Source organism: Arthrobacter sp. NPDC056886, from assembly GCF_042788715.1.
Classification (GTDB): Bacteria; Actinomycetota; Actinomycetes; order Actinomycetales; family Micrococcaceae; genus Arthrobacter.
The window spans coordinates 316,348-331,399 of sequence record NZ_JBHUBT010000003.1 but is presented as its reverse complement, the minus strand read 5'-3'; the positions used below and the strand labels follow the sequence as shown (position 1 = coordinate 331,399).

Sequence of the window (15,052 nt, the reverse complement as noted above, 5' to 3'; positions counted from 1 at the left end):
CGGCCGCAACGGACCGGACAGCGGATACATGCGACACACATCGATCACTGGAATCAGTGAGACAACGGAGCAGGACGAAAGGTAACACCATGGTTAAGCAGTCCATTTTCGGCCGCATGGCGCAGCTGGCGAAGGCAAACATCAACTCGTTGCTGGACCAGGCCGAGGATCCGCAGAAAATGCTGGACCAGATGGTCCGCGACTACACGAACAACATCGCGGAGGCCGAGTCCGCCGTGGCCCAGACCATCGGCAACCTGCGCATGCTCCAGGACGACTACAACGAGGATGTCCGCAACGCCCAGGACTGGGGCAAGAAGGCCCTCGCCGCGTCGCGCAAGGCTGACGAATACCGCGCCAAGGGCGACGTCGGCGATGCGGAGAAGTTCGACAACCTGGCCAAGGTTGCGTTGCAGCGCCAGATGGGCTCCGAGAACGAGGCCAGGGCCGCCGAGCCCAGCATCGCGTCCCAGACCGAGGTAGTGGACAAGCTCAAGCAGGGCCTTGACCAGATGAAGGGCAAGCTCAACGAACTGACCAGCAAGCGCAATGAGCTGGTGGCCCGGTCCAAGACCGTGGCGGCCCAGAGCCAGGTCCACGACGCCCTCAAGAGCATCAACATCATGGACCCCACCTCCGAGGTGGGACGCTTCGAACAGAAGATCCGCCGCGAAGAAGCCAAGGTCCGCGGCCAGCAGGAGCTCGCTGCCTCGAGCCTGGACGCCCAGTTCAATTCGCTGGAGGATCTGGGCGAGCAGACAGAGATCGAAGCCCGGCTGGCAGCGTTGAAGTCCGGCGGCTCCCCCGCGGCCATCGGCACCGGCGACAAGAACGCTGAGTCCGAATCCACGGTGGACGAGGCCGACTTCGACAAGCTCTGACCAACACCCGTTCCGTACCCAGGGCCGGACTCCGGCGGGTGAGCCTGACACCTCAGGTTCGCCCGCCGGAGCCCGGCCCTTGTTGTACCCTTCGTTGTGCACCTCGTTGTGCACCTCGTTGTGCACCTCGTTGCACCGTACCGGCGGCGGTGCCGCCCGCCGCGCGTGTACCGTGGATCCATGTCTGCGACCCTTGTCTGGCTTCGTGACGACCTCCGGCTGGATGACAATCCGGCACTCGCGGAGGCCGCCGCCCTGCACACACCCCTGACCGTCGTCTATGTCCTGGATGAGGAGTCTCCCTGCATCCGGCCCCTGGGCGGAGCGGTGAAGTGGTGGCTCCACCATTCCCTGGCCGAGCTGGCCGCCGCGTTGGAGGCTACCGGCTCGCGGCTGGTGCTCCGCCGCGGCCCTGCCGCCCGGGTCATCCAGGACCTCGCGGTGGAAACATCGGCCGACACGCTGCTGTGGAACCGCCGCTACGGCGGGCCCGAACGCACGGTCGACGCCGGCCTGAAGAGCTGGGCCACCGAGCACGGCATCAGCGCCACGAGCTTCCAGGCAAACCTCATGTTCGAACCATGGACCGTGCGGACCGGCAGCGATGGTCCCTACAAGGTCTTCACGCCGTTCTGGAAGGCCTGCCTGGCCGGCACCGAGCCTCGACGGCCCCTGGAGGCCCCGGACCAGCTGCCGGCCCCCGCACGCACTCGCAGCGGCAGCCTGCCGGAAAGCGAAACGCTCGAGAGCTGGGGCCTGCTCCCCCGGCATCCCGACTGGAGCTCCGGGCTGGCGGGCACCTGGACACCGGGTGAAGCCGGCGCCTACAGCCGTCTCATGGATTTCGTGGACGGGCCGGCATCAGAATACGGCACCGGCCGCGACGTCCCCGGCGTCGAAGGTACCAGCCGGCTCTCCCCGCATCTGCGTTTTGGCGAAATCAGTCCCTTCCGGATCTGGCACACGCTGCGGGAGAGCTTTACGCCGGGGGCGCCGGCCGACGTCGGGATCTTCCGTTCCGAACTTGGCTGGCGGGAATTCTGCTGGCAGCTTCTCTACGAGAATCCGGACCTGGCGACGCGGAATTACCGGCCGGAGTTCGACCGCTTCGAGTGGCAGCCGGCATCGGGCGCCGAGCTGGAAGCCTGGCAGCAGGGCCGCACCGGCTACCCGATGGTGGACGCGGGCATGCGCCAGCTCTGGCAGACGGGGTGGATGCACAACCGGGTGCGGATGGCCGCGGCGTCCTTCCTGGTGAAGAACCTGCTGGCCGACTGGCGGCTGGGCGAGGCTTGGTTCTGGGACACCCTCGTGGACGCCGACGCCGCGAGCAACCCGGCCAATTGGCAGTGGGTCGCGGGATCAGGAGCCGACGCCTCGCCGTATTTCCGCATCTTCAACCCCGTCACGCAGAGCAAGAAGTTCGACGCCGCAGGACGATACCTGCGCGGGTACATTCCAGAGCTCGCGGCGCTGGACGACAAAACCGTCCACGAGCCCTGGAAAGCCAGCGGCGCCGCCACCGGCTACCCCGCACCCATCGTGGACCTTGCCGAGTCCCGGGCGCGTGCGCTGGCGACCTACCAGCGGCTCAAGGACGGCTGACGGGCGGCCCTGAGGCCGGCCGAGCGCGCCGGCTAGATCGGTCCGGGGTTGCGCCCCTCCCAGCGGTAGCAGCCCTCGGCCGTAGCCGTCCGCGGCGGAAGCCGCCCTCGGGGGAAGCCGTCCACGGGGGAAGCCGTCCACGGGGAAAACAGAAAGGCCCGGATCATCAGATCCGGGCCTTTCTGTGTACTGCTGGTGTTCTTTGGTTGCGGGGACAGGATTTGAACCTGTGACCTCTGGGTTATGAGCCCAGCGAGCTACCGAACTGCTCCACCCCGCGTCGCTTGATCAACTCTACCCTAGTTTCCGGACCGCCCCGACCACGTGCCCAAGCCCCGGTCACTCCACCCCGCATCCAAGGGAGCTCCAGACACCGCCGCTCACCGTCCGGAGCGCCTTTGGACACGATTCCGGCCCCCGGATCCGGTGTCCGCGGCGTGTCCGTGTCAATGTGCCCCCGGCCGCATCCGCCGGGTGAGACCAGGGGTGCCCAAGCCCAGTAGCCCAGTAGCCCGGTAGCCCAGGCTCACAGCAGAGCACCCCTGAAACACCGGCATTTACACAAGTTTTGTCCTATAACCAGGTTCCGATTTCCCGGGGCCTCCCTGCGGCGCTTAAAGCGAAAGGTCCGGAACACTGTTTCCAGTGTTCCGGACCTTTTCTCCAGTTGCGGGGACAGGATTTGAACCTGTGACCTCTGGGTTATGAGCCCAGCGAGCTACCGAACTGCTCCACCCCGCGTCGCAAGATCAACTCTACCTGCCGGTGAACTTGAGGCCAAATCGAGGTGGCGTGATGTGCATCTCGCGCTCAGCGGGTTCCGCCCTGGTCCAACGGGACACCTCCGCGGCCAGAGCCGGGCAGACCGGAGCGGGCCCGTCTACGCCACAGGCCGGGCTCGCCTCTCTGTAGAGGGGCAAGCCCGGCCTGTGGACCGCACACAGCGTGTGCTGGGCGCCGCGTTGGTTGCTAGCGCCGCGTCAGTTGCTACCGACGCGTTAGCCGCCCGCCGTCGCCGACGGTGTGGCCGACGGCGAGGCGGTGCCCGCCGGGGCGGCCGGGGCTTCCAGCTTCGCTTCGGCCTCGAGCGCCTTCTGCAAGGCAGCAGCCAGCTTCTTCTGCTGGTCGCCATAGGTCGCGAAGTCGCCCTTGGCGAGCGCGTCCTGGCCGGCCTTGATCGCGGCGTTGGCCTCGTCCAGGGCGGCCTTCAGTTCAGCCTTCGCGTCGGTGGGGCCAGGCGCTGCCGGTGTACCCCCAGGGGACGGTGCGGCGGGCGTTTGTCCCTTGTTCGACTTGTCCCCTGCCGCGGCCCCCGAATTTCCGCCGAACAGCTGGTTCAGTGCCTCGTCCAGCGTGGGCGCGAACCCGATCTTGTCGCCGAACGCCACCAGGACCCGCTGCAGCGTCGGGTACGAGGTTTCGCCGGTAGACCGCAGATAGACGGGCTGCACATACGCCATGCCGCCGCCGACCGGCAAGGTCAGCAGGTTGCCGTTGAGCACCGCCGACGCACCCTGGCGCAGCAGGTTGAGGGCCTGGGAAACGGTGGGGTCGGAGTTGAACTTGTTCTGCGCCTGGCCGGGGCCAGGGACCTGGGTCTCCGGCGGGATCTGCAGGAGCCTGAGCTGTCCGTAGCTGTCCGCCTTGACGCCCTTCTTGTTGCCGGCGTCGGAGTCCGCGGCCAGGAAGCCGTAGAGCACGTTGCGGGCGTTGCCGTTGACCACCTGCGGGATGAAGGACGAGGTCAGCTGGAATGCCGGCTTGTCCTGGTCGGGCATCTTCAGTGACATGTAGTACGGCGGCTGCTTGACCTCGTCCTTGACGGTGGGGTCGTTGGGAACGGACCAGGCGTCAATGTTGGTGTAGAAGCTGTCCGGGTTGGTCACGTGGTAGCGGCCGAGGAGCTCGCGCTGGACCTTGAACAGGTCTTCCGGGTACCGCACATGGCTCATGAGGGCACCGGACATTTCGGTATAGGGCTTCACCGATGTGGGGAAGACCTTCTGCCAGGCCTTCAGGACCGGGTCCTGGTCGTCCCAGGCGTAGAGGGTCACGGAGCCGTCATAGGCATCCACAGTGGCCTTGACCGAGTTGCGGATGTAGTTTACCGAGCTGTTCGGCAGGGCCACCGTCCGGTTCGCGGCGGTCTGTGAGTCGGCCGTCGCCGCGGAGAGCTGTTCCTGCTGCGAGTACGGGAAGTACGGGCTGGTGGTGTACCCGTCCACGATCCATTTCACCCTGCCGTCGACGACGGCGGGATAGGGATTGCCGTCCACGGTCAGATAGGGCGCAACCTTTTCAACGCGGTCGCGTGGGTTGCGGTCGTAGAGGATCTGGGACTCGGCGTTCACGCCGTCGGAGAGCAGCAGGTCCGAGGACTGGAACTTGATCGCGTAGAGGATCTTGTTGAAGAAGCTGCCGACGTTCGGGCCGCCGTTGCCGGTGAAGGTGTACTGCGTTTCGCCGTCGCCTTCCTTGGCCGCGGGCCGGTCCTGCTCGCGGTGCGGGGCACCGGACGGGGCGCCCACGATCGAGTAGTCGGGCGAGTCCTGGCCGAAGTAGACGCGGGGCTGATAGGTCGAATCGTTGCCGAGCGCGCCGGTGGACGGGATCCCTGACTGCAGGAAGTCCGGCTTGCCGTCCACGGTGAACTTGTTGCCCTTGGCCGCGACGACGCCATAGCCGTGTGTGTAGACCACGTGCCGGTTCAGCCATGACTGCTGGTTGGTGGCCAGCCCGTCCGGGTTGAGTTCACGGACGGCGATGACCGTGTCCTGGATCTTGCCGTCGATCTCGTAGCGGTCCACGTTCAGGGCGCTGGGGAACTGGTAATAGGGCCGGTACTGTTCAAGCTGCGAGAACGCATCCGAGATCAGGTTCGGATCGAGCAGACGGATGTTGGCAGTGGTCTGCGCATCGGGGGCCAGCGCACCGGAGGTGGCGGCGGTGGTGGCGTTGTACCGCTTTTCCTGGACCTTATCCAGGCCGTAGGCGGCGCGGGTCATGGCGATGTTCCGCTTGATGAATTGGTTCTCCAGCGTCTGCTCCGAGGGCCGGACCTGGAACTGCTGGATGACCCAGGGGTAGACGCCGCCGGCCAGGATGGCCGTGATGATGAGCATGGCGGTGCCGATCACGGGCAGGCGCCACTTGCCGATCACCGCGGCGACGATGAACAGCACGGCGACGATCGCGGCGGCCACGGCCAGGATGGCCTTGGTCGGAATGACGGCGTTCACGTCCGTATACAACGCACCGGCCCAGCGCCCGCCGTTGTTTTGCACGGTGGAATAGCGGTCCAGCCAGAAGTTGATGCCCATCAGCAGCAGGAAGGCAGCGCCCGTGACAGCCAGGTGGATCTGGGCGGCGCGGCTGGTGAAGATCCCGCGTTCCATGATCCGGATGCTTCCGTAGAGGTAGTGCGTGAGGATGCCGGCGAGGCCAGCGACCACGGTGACGCTGATGAGGAACCCGGTGACGAAGCCGAGGAACGGAAGGGTCATGAGGTAGAAGCTGATGTCCAGGCCGAACTGCGGATCATTCTGGCCGAAGGGCTCCTGGTTGAGGAAGAGGAGCACTTTCTGCCACTGGCTGGCGGCGGCGCTGCCGGCGAACAGGCCAAAGAGGATTGGAATCCCCACCATCACGACGCGTCGGACGGGTTCGAGCTGGGCCTGGTAGCGGTTCAGGTTGTCCCGGATTTCCGAGTCGGGGGCGTACACCGGCCGTGCATGGTAAGCGATCCGGATGGCGAAGAAGACGGCGGTAAACATGATGGCGAAACCGGTCATGAAGATCGCGATCCTGGCCAGGTTCTCGGTCAGGAACACTTCGAAGAAGCCCAGCTGCTGGTACCAGAGGACATCCGTCCAGACATTGGCGAAGAAGATGAATCCGACCACGATCAGGGCCACGATGATCAGCGTCGGCGTCAGGGCGCCGCGTCGTGTCTGGGGTCTTCCGGGCGGGACAGTGCTGGCGGGACGGGACAAACTCGGTACCTCATAGCTGGTCGTCTACTGCTGGTTTTTAGTTATCGGTCGCTGCTGTGACTCAGTCGGGCGACTAAATGCCGGTATTGCAGGGTTGATGCATTCTAACGGTCACCGCTGCCGTTCCGTCAGGGCCCTGCGGAAGGGTGCCCGAGGGACGGCGGCGGCCGTCACTAATGCCACGAGTGGGGCCGCCGCTTAGTTCCGCGGTCAGTCTAGTTGCTAGTGCATACCGGTAGGCCTGATGTGTCGCCGCCTGACGCGGCCAGTTCCACCGCTTTGCGGGCCTCGGTGAGGTTCTCGACCCGGACCACTTGCAGTCCGTCTGGGATGTGGCCCAGGACGTCGTCGCAGTTGGCTGCCGGGGCCAGGAACAACGTGGCCCCGCCGGACCGCGCACCCTGCATTTTTTGTGCGATCCCGCCGATGGGTCCCACGGCACCGTCCGGAGCGATGGTTCCGGTTCCGGCGATGTGCTTGCCGCCGGTGAGGTCGCCCGGGGTGACGGTGTCGATGATGCCAAGTGCGAACATCATGCCCGCGCTGGGGCCGCCGACTTTGTCGAGCGAGATAGTGACGTTGAACGGGAAGGTGAACTTGTACTGCAGCAAGACGCCGAGGATGTAGCGGCCCGCGCTGTTTTTGGCCGGAGTGATGGTGACAGGCACCCGGGCGCCGGCGCGTTCCACGATGACCTTGACGGGTTTGCCGTTGCCGGCGGCCAGTTCCGCCTGGACGACGCCGAGGGCCGTGATGGGCTTGTCATTGATGGAGACCAGAACGTCCCCTGCCTGCAGCAGTCCCTTCGAGGCGGAGTCGTCCGGGAGGCCGGCCACCTGCATTTTCTGTCCGAACGGAATTTCCAGATCCTTCAGTGCCGCGGCGACGGCGTTCTCCTGGGAGGTGGTCATCGCCGTCGCGCTCTCCTGCTGGGACTGTTCCTTGGTCACGCCGCTCGGGAACAGCAACTCCTGGGGGTAGACAGCTTTGGTCCCGTTGAGCCATGCCGAAAACGCCTCGACGACGCTGACCGGACCGTTGGGACCGCCGTCGACGTAGACAGTGGTGAGGTCCAGGCTGCCCTTAGCGGGAAACGTCTCGTGGCCGCTGACGCTGATGACCGGCTTGCCGTTGTCCTGGCCGATGGTGTTGAAGGTGGGTCCGGGAGACTCGATCACGTAGGGCACCGGCAGGCTCACCGCAGCGATGCCCAGGGCCGCGGCCAGCAGCCCCGAGACCAGCATGGCTGATGACCGGTTGGTGCGCTTGCGTCGCACGCCAGTGCCTGCCAGGCGTGCCCTTCTGCCCCGGACAGGGCCGGCCGCTGGGTCGCTGGCGGGCTGCTCACCTTGGGTGACTGTCATTGAACGACCTCTCCGTGCCGGCACGAGGGGCGGCGGCCCCGACAGGACAAGCCTGCGACGGCACCGCGTCCACGCACCAGGGCCGCAGCCTAACCCGAGGCTGCGGCGTGCAAATATTCCAACTTCCAAGCCTACGCGCTCGGCACCCCGGAGCGCTCTTTGCCTACAGCGAACGTGGCGTGGTTTCGGCAGACAGCCGCTCTTGCACAGGGGTACCGTGAAGTTGAGAAGCAGCCACACCGACGATCGGCGGGATCATGACCTCCAACCCACTCAATCCGTCCAATGGCGACGAGGAACCCAAGGATCCATTGGCCGAAATGCTCAAGAACCTGATGGGCGGCCAGGGCATGGGCAACATCGACCCCGCCGAACTCGCCAAGGCCGCCGGTCTCCCGGACGACCCAAACCTCCTGGCCCAGATGTTCTCCCAGGTGCAGGCGATGATGAGCGCCCCTTCGGAAGGGCCCGTGAACTGGCAGCTGGCGCATGAGAACGCCCGGCGGGTGGCGGCCAGCGGATCCGACCCGTCGGTCACCGCTCACCAGTCGCGTGAGGTCGATGAGGCCCTCCGGCTGGCCGAACTCTGGCTCGACCAGGTCACCGGGCTACCGGCCACGGGACTGATCGGCCGGGCGTGGTCCCGTGCCGAGTGGGTCGAGGAAACCCTTGGGACGTGGAAGCGGCTGACGGAGCCGGTGGCCAACAGTATTGCCAATGCGCTCTCCGCCGCCATGACCGAGCAGATGCCCGAGGAAATGAAGTCCATGATGGGCGGCGCCTCCTCGATGATCCAGAACATGGGCGGGGCGATCTTCGGCATGCAGCTTGGCCAGGCGATCGGCGCGCTCTCGGCCGAGGTGGTCAGCTCGACGGACATCGGCGTGCCCCTGGCAGACCTCGAAATGGCGCTGCTGCCGGCTAACGTGGCGAAGTTCGGCGAGGGCCTCAGCCTGCCGGAGAACGACATCCGCCTGTTCCTCGCCGTGCGCGAGGCGGCGCACGCCCGCCTCTTCGTCCAGGTCCCCTGGCTGCGCGGACACCTGCTCGGCGCGATCGAGGCGTACGCCCGCGGTATCCACATCGACACGTCCAAGATCGAAGAACTCGCCCGGGAGATCGATCCCAGCAACCCCGAGGGCATCCAGGAGGCGCTCTCGCAGGGTGTCTTCATGCCGCAGCGCACGCCCGCCCAGGAGCAGGCCCTCGAAAAGCTGGAAACTGCCCTTGCCCTGGTGGAGGGCTGGGTGGACGAACTCACCTGGGGAGCGACCGAGAAGCTGCTGCCCTCCGCCGCTGCGCTGCGTGAAACCGTCCGGCGCCGCCGGGCCACCGGCGGTCCCGCGGAGCACGCGTTCTCCTCCCTCGTGGGCCTGGAACTGCGACCGCGCCGGCTCCGCGAGGCCGCCACGCTCTGGGCTTTGCTCAAGGCCGAGCGCGGCATGGAGGGCCGCGACGCCGTCTGGCACCACCCCGACCTGCTGCCCACGGCAGAGGACTTGGAGGATCCGCAGGGCTTCAGCGAACGCCGGAAACTCGCAGAAGCCAGCGACAGCGAAGTGGATGATGCCCTGCAGAAGCTGCTCAACGGCGGTTTCGACGAGCCCGCCGGCACCGACGCCACGGACACCGAGGGTGAGGCAAAGTCAGAGGGCGCTGCGGAGTCGGAGGGCGACGCAAAGTCCGAGGGCGCTGCGGATTCTGCAAAGTCCGACGACGCTGGGCAGTCAGAAGGCACAGCGGAGCCCGACGCGTCCGGCCAGGAAGCGGCCGCCGACGACGACCGTCAGGACCGCGGACCGGAAGACCGCGGACCGGACAATGGTGGACCGGAAGCCGGCGGCAAGCCGAAGGCCTAATCGATCGCTAAGGGGCCCCGGCCGGGATTTCGGTTCCGTCCGGGGCTTCGTCGTATCCGCCGCCCGGCGCCAGCCCGCGTGAGGTCGCGAACGAGACCCCGTCCAGGAAGGCCTTGGCGCGTTCCGTCTCCGGGTACGCCGCCAGCAGCCGCCAGAATGCGGCATCGTGGCCGGCCACCAGGAGGTGGGCGAGTTCGTGCAGCAGCACATAGTCGATGACCCACTGCGGCATGGGCTGGAGCTTCGCCGAGAGCCGGATGGTTCCTTCCGACGGTGTGGCCGAACCCCATCGGGAATTCTGGTTGGTGACCCAGCGGACCGAGGAGGGCACCGCCCTGCCGCCGAGGTACTTCGCCGACAGCTCGGCGGCGTGGGCGGCAAGGTCGGCATCGCTGCGGGGGCGCCGCCGGCCGGAACCCTTCGCACCCCGGGCCCCTTGGAGCCGGAGTTTTTCGAGCATGCGGTGAACCCATTCCCGTTCCTGGGCCCTGCTGAAGGACGCGGGGATGGCGACGACGGCGGTGCCGTCTTCCCAGAACGCGGCGACGGTGCGGCGCCGGCGGGCGGACCGACGGACAAGCACGGGGGCGCCGTCGGCGGTCACCAGCGGTATGGTCGCCGGAACGGCGCCGGAGCCCGCTGAGCTCGCGGGTCGGGGGTTGCCAACGCGTCCGGGCTTGCCGGCACGGCCGCTGCCGGCGCTTGGGGTCACTGCGCCGGACATTACAGCGCCGTGCTTTCGGCCAGGACCGTCAGGACGGCCTCACCGTACTTCTCCAGTTTGGACGGACCGATGCCGGCGAGTTGGGCCAACTGTTCCAGCGATTCGGGGCGGGCCTCGGCGATGGCGGTCAGGGTGGCATCGGTGAACACGACAAAAGCCGGGACGTCCGCCTCGAGGGCCACGTCCTTCCGCCATTGCCTCAGTGCGTCGAACGTCTGTTCCTCGTAGCTGGGTGGGCACTGGTTGCAGCGCCCCACCTTGCGCTCGGCGCCGCTGGAGAGCATGCTGCCGCAGACCCGGCACGACGCCGGGACGGCCGCCTTCCGGCGCGGTGCCGGCCCCTTGCCGCGGAGCTGGGAGCTGGCCACCGAGTCGGGGCGCAGGCCGTCCAGGAAGCGTGAGGGCTTGCGGTTGGAGCGCCCGCCCGGTGTCCGGGCAGTGGACCAGGACAGGAACAGGTGTTCGCGGGCGCGGGTGATGCCCACATACAGGAGCCGGCGTTCCTCGTCCACCGCTTCCGGAGTGTCCGCGAACGAGATCGGCACGAGTCCCTCGCTCAGCCCGACCAGGAACACGGCGTCCCATTCCAGGCCCTTGGCGGCGTGCAGGGATGCCAGGGTGACGCCCTGGACGGTCGGTGCATGCTGGGCCAGGGACCGTTCCTGGAGCTCGTTGACGAAGTCCGGGAGCGCGAACTGCGGGCCCCTGCTGATCACGAGTTCGTCGGCCAGCGCGACGAGGGCGGCCAGGGATTCCCAGCGCTCCCGGGTGGCGCCGCCGCTGTGCGGCGCCGCATCCGTGTAGCCCAGGGAGGCGACGATGTCGCGGACAAGCTGGCCGAGCGGCTCGGGTGTGGCGGTCTCGGCCACGGCCCTGGTGGCGGCCCGGAGTTGCAGGATGGCGTCCCGGACCTCCTTACGCGCGAAGAACCGCTCACCGCCGCGTAGCTGGTACCCGATCCCGGCCGAGGCCAGCGCTTGTTCGTAGGCTTCAGACTGTCCGTTGGTGCGGAAGAGTACGGCGACCTGGCTGGCCGGAGTTCCGGCGTCGAGGAGTTCGCGGACCCGCGCGGCAACCGTGGCGGCCTCCGCCTCGTCATCCGAACATTCGGTGAACCGCGGCGCGGGGCCTGCCGGCCGCTGCGCCACGAGCTGCAGCGGGGTGGCCCAGGCGGCGTCCGCCACGGGACCACCGCTGCGCCGGCCGCCGAGGAGGTCGTTGGCGAGCCTGACAACCTGGGGCGTGGACCGGTAGTCCCGGATCAGCTTGACGACGTGGGCCTCGGGATACATGGTCTTGAAGCCGAGCAGGTGCTTCGGGGAGGCGCCGGTGAAGGAGTAGATGGTCTGGCTGGCGTCACCCACCACACAGAGCTCGTCACGTCCGCCGAGCCACAGCTCCAGGAGCCGCTGCTGCAGCGGCGAGACGTCCTGATACTCGTCGACGACGAAGTGCCGGTACTGTTCCCGGACGGTCGCCGCCACCTTCGGGTCCTCCTGCAGGATGCCAACCGTGATCAGCAGCACGTCCTCGAAGTCAATGACGTTGCGGTCCGTCTTGACGTCCTCATAGGACTGGAAGACCCGCGCCACGGCCGTCAGATCGAAGCCGCCCGGAGTGCCGCGGCCCTGGGCATTTTCCAGATAGTTGGCCGGGGTCAGCATGGAAACCTTGGCCCACTCGATTTCGGAGGCGAGGTCGCGGATGGAGGCACGGTCCGTGCTGAGCCGGAGCCGCCTCGCGGCCTCGGCAATCATCTGTGCCTTGTGGTCCAGCAGGTTGGGCAAGGTGCCGCCGACCGCCTGCGGCCAGAAGAACTGCAGCTGGCGCAGCGCCGCGGCGTGAAAGGTGCGGGCCTGCACGTTGCCGACGCCGAGGTCACGGAGCCGGCTGCGCATCTCGGCGGCGGCCCGGGCCGTAAAAGTGACGGCCAGGAGCCGCTGCGGGCTGTACACCCCCGAGTGGACCCCGTAGGCGATCCGGTGCGTGATGGCGCGGGTTTTGCCGGTGCCGGCGCCGGCCAGCACGCACATGGGCCCTTGGAGGGTGCTGGCGACCTCGCGCTGCTCGGCGTCGAGGCCGCCGAGGATCCGTTCCTCGAGCGAGCGGGTGTCCGGTTCGGCGGCATCTGTGGCTCCGCCGGGCGTGGCGCCATCGGACGGCTCTCCGCCGGGGATAGTGCTGAAATTTAACTTCTCTGTGGTCACTTGCTGCTCAGTCAGTAGTCGGTGTCCTGCGGATGGGGGCTGGCCGGGTCAGGCGCTGTCCGCGGCGTCCTGAATGACGCCGCCGTACCAGTGTTCAATCAGGGACCGGGCGATGGAGAGCCTGCTGGAAATGACGATCTCGCCGCTGAGGACCGCCTCCTGCAGTTCGCTCCGGCTAAACCAGCGCGCCCTGGTGACCTCGACGCCGTCGGGCCGGGCTTCGGTATCCGGCGTGGTGGCCGTGAAACCCAGCATCAGGGAGGCGGGGAACGGCCAGGACTGCGATCCGAGGTACTGGGAGGCGGTGACGCGGACCCCGACTTCCTCGCCGATCTCGCGCTGCACTGCCTGTTCCAGCGACTCCCCCGGCTCGACGAAGCCGGCGAGGGTCGAATAGTTCCGGGCGTCGAGCGGACCGCCTCCGCCCAGCAGCAGTCTTCCGTCGGGACCCACCACGGTCACGATGATGGCCGGGTCCGTCCGGGGAAAGTGCTCGGAGTTATCCGCCGGGCAGCGCCGGACCCAGCCGCCTGCCTCCGGCTGCGTGGGGGTGCCGCAGCGCGGGCAATGGGTATGGGTGGCGTGCCAGTTGGCGATGGCGCTGGCCTCGATGAACAGCGCCGTGTCCGTGGCGTTCAAGCGTGCCGCGACATCGCGGAAGCCCGCCCACTGGGCATCGCTGGGGATGCCGGCCACATGGGCCTCGAACTCCTCGGCCCGGACTTCGAACTGGAGCGGCAGAACGAAGAGGACGAGCTCGGTGCCGGCGTCGAGGTCCGAACCCGCCAGGGCCGAACCGAGGTAGATCACGTGTTCCGGAGCATACGGGGTGTTCGCCAGGTGCCCGGCGAGCTCGGCCGCGTTCAGCAGAACAAGGCTGCTGTCGCTGACGAGGGCCTGCCGGCCGGAGAGCACCACGGCCTGTGCCGAACCTGAACTGACCAGCTCCGCCAGCATTCCGGGATTCACCCGGGCCGCGGATCCGCGGTCTATCAGTGCCGGGCGCACGGGAAGGACCGTCTCCATCAGGTGGTTTGCCGGCAGATGAACCGGCGGTACTGCACCTTCAGGTGCCGAGGATCCGGAGGGGGTTTTTCCTGATGCCTGTGACGATGCTTGTGATGATGCCGGTGACTCCGCAAGACTCATATACCCACCGTACTGACTCGGGCAGACAATTGACATTTGCCACCCCCGCCGCCGCGTGCTCCACGGCGTGAGCGGGATAGGCCGTTTGCCGCAGATTTAACCCTAGTTTTGCCCTCATTTACGCCCGATCTCAAGACTCGCCGGAGTGCATCGCCGTCTTGGGCGCCGCTCGACCTACCGTGGAAGGGTGAGAAGGAAACCTATCGAACTGGCAGCTGTAGCCACAGCGGCGGTCCCCGGCCTGACCCCGACCGCCGTCAGCTCCGCGCCCGACGATCCGGCCGACTTCGACGCAGCCCTCCTGCTGGACTCAGAGGGCAAGCGTTGGCGCGTCCGCTCCCCCCGGCACGCCGAAGCAAGCGCCCGGCTCGAAACCGAATTCCTGGTTCTGCGGGCCTTCGCTCCCGGCATCCGGGCCGAACTGCCGTTCCTTATGCCCACGGTGGCGGGAACTGTCCGGCAGGGCCAGCTCAGCACGTTCGTCTACTCGCACCTGGCCGGCGCCACCCGCTCCTTGGACGACCTCAGCAGCGGCTCCCCCGCCGTCGCCCGCGAAATCGGGGCAGCGTTGGCTGCGATCCATGACCTCCCGCGGTCACTTGTGAGCAATGCCGATCTGCCCAGCTACACCCCCAACGAATTCCGCCAGCGGCGCCTCAATGAACTGGACCAGGCCGCCACGACCGGAAAAATCCCGCCGCTGCTGCTGCGGCGCTGGGAACACGCCATGGAAGATGTCTCCCTCTGGCGCTTCAATCCATGCGTCGTTCACGGCGACCTCCACGAGGACAACCTGCTGGTCGACGGCGACCGGGTGACCGCCGTGACGGGCTGGACAGACCTGCGCATCGGCGACCCGGCCGATGACATGGCCTGGCTGGTCGCCTCCAACGAACAGGACTTCGTGAACGCGGTCTTGGATCACTACACCTCCAACCGGCGCGATGTTCCCGATGCCCATCTGCTGCGGCGGGCTGCGCTGTCCGCCGAATTCGCCCTGGCGCAGTATCTGGTCAAGGGCATGGCCGCCAGCAACCAGGACATGATCGACGAGGCTGAGTCCATGCTCGCCACCCTGGCCGACGACGTCGCGGAACACGGCGGCCAGCCCATCAGCGTGGAACCGCTGCCGCAACCGGTCGCGGCACCCGAAGCCGGCGCGGAACAAGGCGCTACCGGTGCCGATGCCGATGGGCCGACGGCGGAGCCCGCGGCTCCGGCCGCTCCGGCACTTCCGAGCAACGGGACGGCACCCGCCGTCAGTAAGGTCA

8 protein-coding genes, 2 tRNA genes and 1 pseudogene are annotated in these 15,052 nt (G+C 67.3%); 4 read left to right on the top strand and 7 right to left on the bottom strand.

The window, feature by feature from the left end:
* The first annotated feature begins 89 nt into the window (after window positions 1–89).
* Window positions 90–881, top strand: coding sequence for a PspA/IM30 family protein (locus tag ACFRJ8_RS07285; protein WP_377985440.1), 792 nt, complete (start codon window positions 90–92; stop codon window positions 879–881).
* A gap of 180 nt (window positions 882–1,061) precedes the next feature.
* Window positions 1,062–2,486: a cryptochrome/photolyase family protein gene (locus ACFRJ8_RS07280; protein WP_377985439.1), complete on the top strand. Its 1,425-nt coding sequence runs from the start codon at window positions 1,062–1,064 to the stop codon at window positions 2,484–2,486.
* Between the two features lie 203 nt (window positions 2,487–2,689).
* Here the strand turns inward: ACFRJ8_RS07280 and ACFRJ8_RS07275 are convergent.
* From ACFRJ8_RS07275 to ACFRJ8_RS07260, 4 genes are all read right to left on the bottom strand, one after another.
* Window positions 2,690–2,766 (bottom strand) — tRNA-Met (locus ACFRJ8_RS07275).
* Window positions 2,767–3,153: 387 nt separating this feature from the next.
* A tRNA-Met gene (locus tag ACFRJ8_RS07270) sits at window positions 3,154–3,227 on the bottom strand.
* Window positions 3,228–3,484: 257 nt separating this feature from the next.
* A complete protein-coding gene (locus ACFRJ8_RS07265; protein WP_377985438.1) occupies window positions 3,485–6,478 on the bottom strand; it encodes a UPF0182 family protein in 2,994 nt (997 codons plus the stop codon).
* A 215-nt stretch (window positions 6,479–6,693) separates the two neighbouring features.
* Window positions 6,694–7,842, bottom strand: a complete 1,149-nt coding sequence (locus ACFRJ8_RS07260) for a PDZ domain-containing protein (protein ID WP_377985437.1) — start codon at window positions 7,840–7,842, stop codon at window positions 6,694–6,696.
* Window positions 7,843–8,099: 257 nt separating this feature from the next.
* Here ACFRJ8_RS07260 and ACFRJ8_RS07255 point away from each other — a divergent pair, with 257 nt between their 5' ends.
* The gene (locus tag ACFRJ8_RS07255; RefSeq protein ID WP_377985436.1) at window positions 8,100–9,701 is read left to right on the top strand and encodes a zinc-dependent metalloprotease; all 1,602 of its coding nucleotides are present in this window, start codon (window positions 8,100–8,102) and stop codon (window positions 9,699–9,701) included.
* Between the two features lie 7 nt (window positions 9,702–9,708).
* Here the strand turns inward: ACFRJ8_RS07255 and ACFRJ8_RS07250 are convergent, their stop codons facing one another.
* From ACFRJ8_RS07250 to nudC, 3 genes are all read right to left on the bottom strand, one after another.
* Entirely contained in the window at window positions 9,709–10,413 is a 705-nt protein-coding gene (locus ACFRJ8_RS07250) for a YgjP-like metallopeptidase domain-containing protein (RefSeq protein ID WP_377985435.1), read from the bottom strand.
* Window positions 10,414–10,424: 11 nt separating this feature from the next.
* The gene (locus ACFRJ8_RS07245; protein WP_377985592.1) at window positions 10,425–12,515 is read right to left on the bottom strand and encodes an ATP-dependent DNA helicase UvrD2; all 2,091 of its coding nucleotides are present in this window, start codon (window positions 12,513–12,515) and stop codon (window positions 10,425–10,427) included.
* A 165-nt stretch (window positions 12,516–12,680) separates the two neighbouring features.
* Entirely contained in the window at window positions 12,681–13,658 is a 978-nt protein-coding gene (nudC, locus tag ACFRJ8_RS07240) for an NAD(+) diphosphatase (protein ID WP_377985434.1), read from the bottom strand.
* A gap of 310 nt (window positions 13,659–13,968) precedes the next feature.
* Between nudC and ACFRJ8_RS07235 the strand changes: the two are divergent.
* Window positions 13,969–14,920, top strand: a pseudogene (locus ACFRJ8_RS07235) (macrolide 2'-phosphotransferase); the annotation flags it as partial.
* Window positions 14,921–15,052 lie beyond the last annotated feature (132 nt).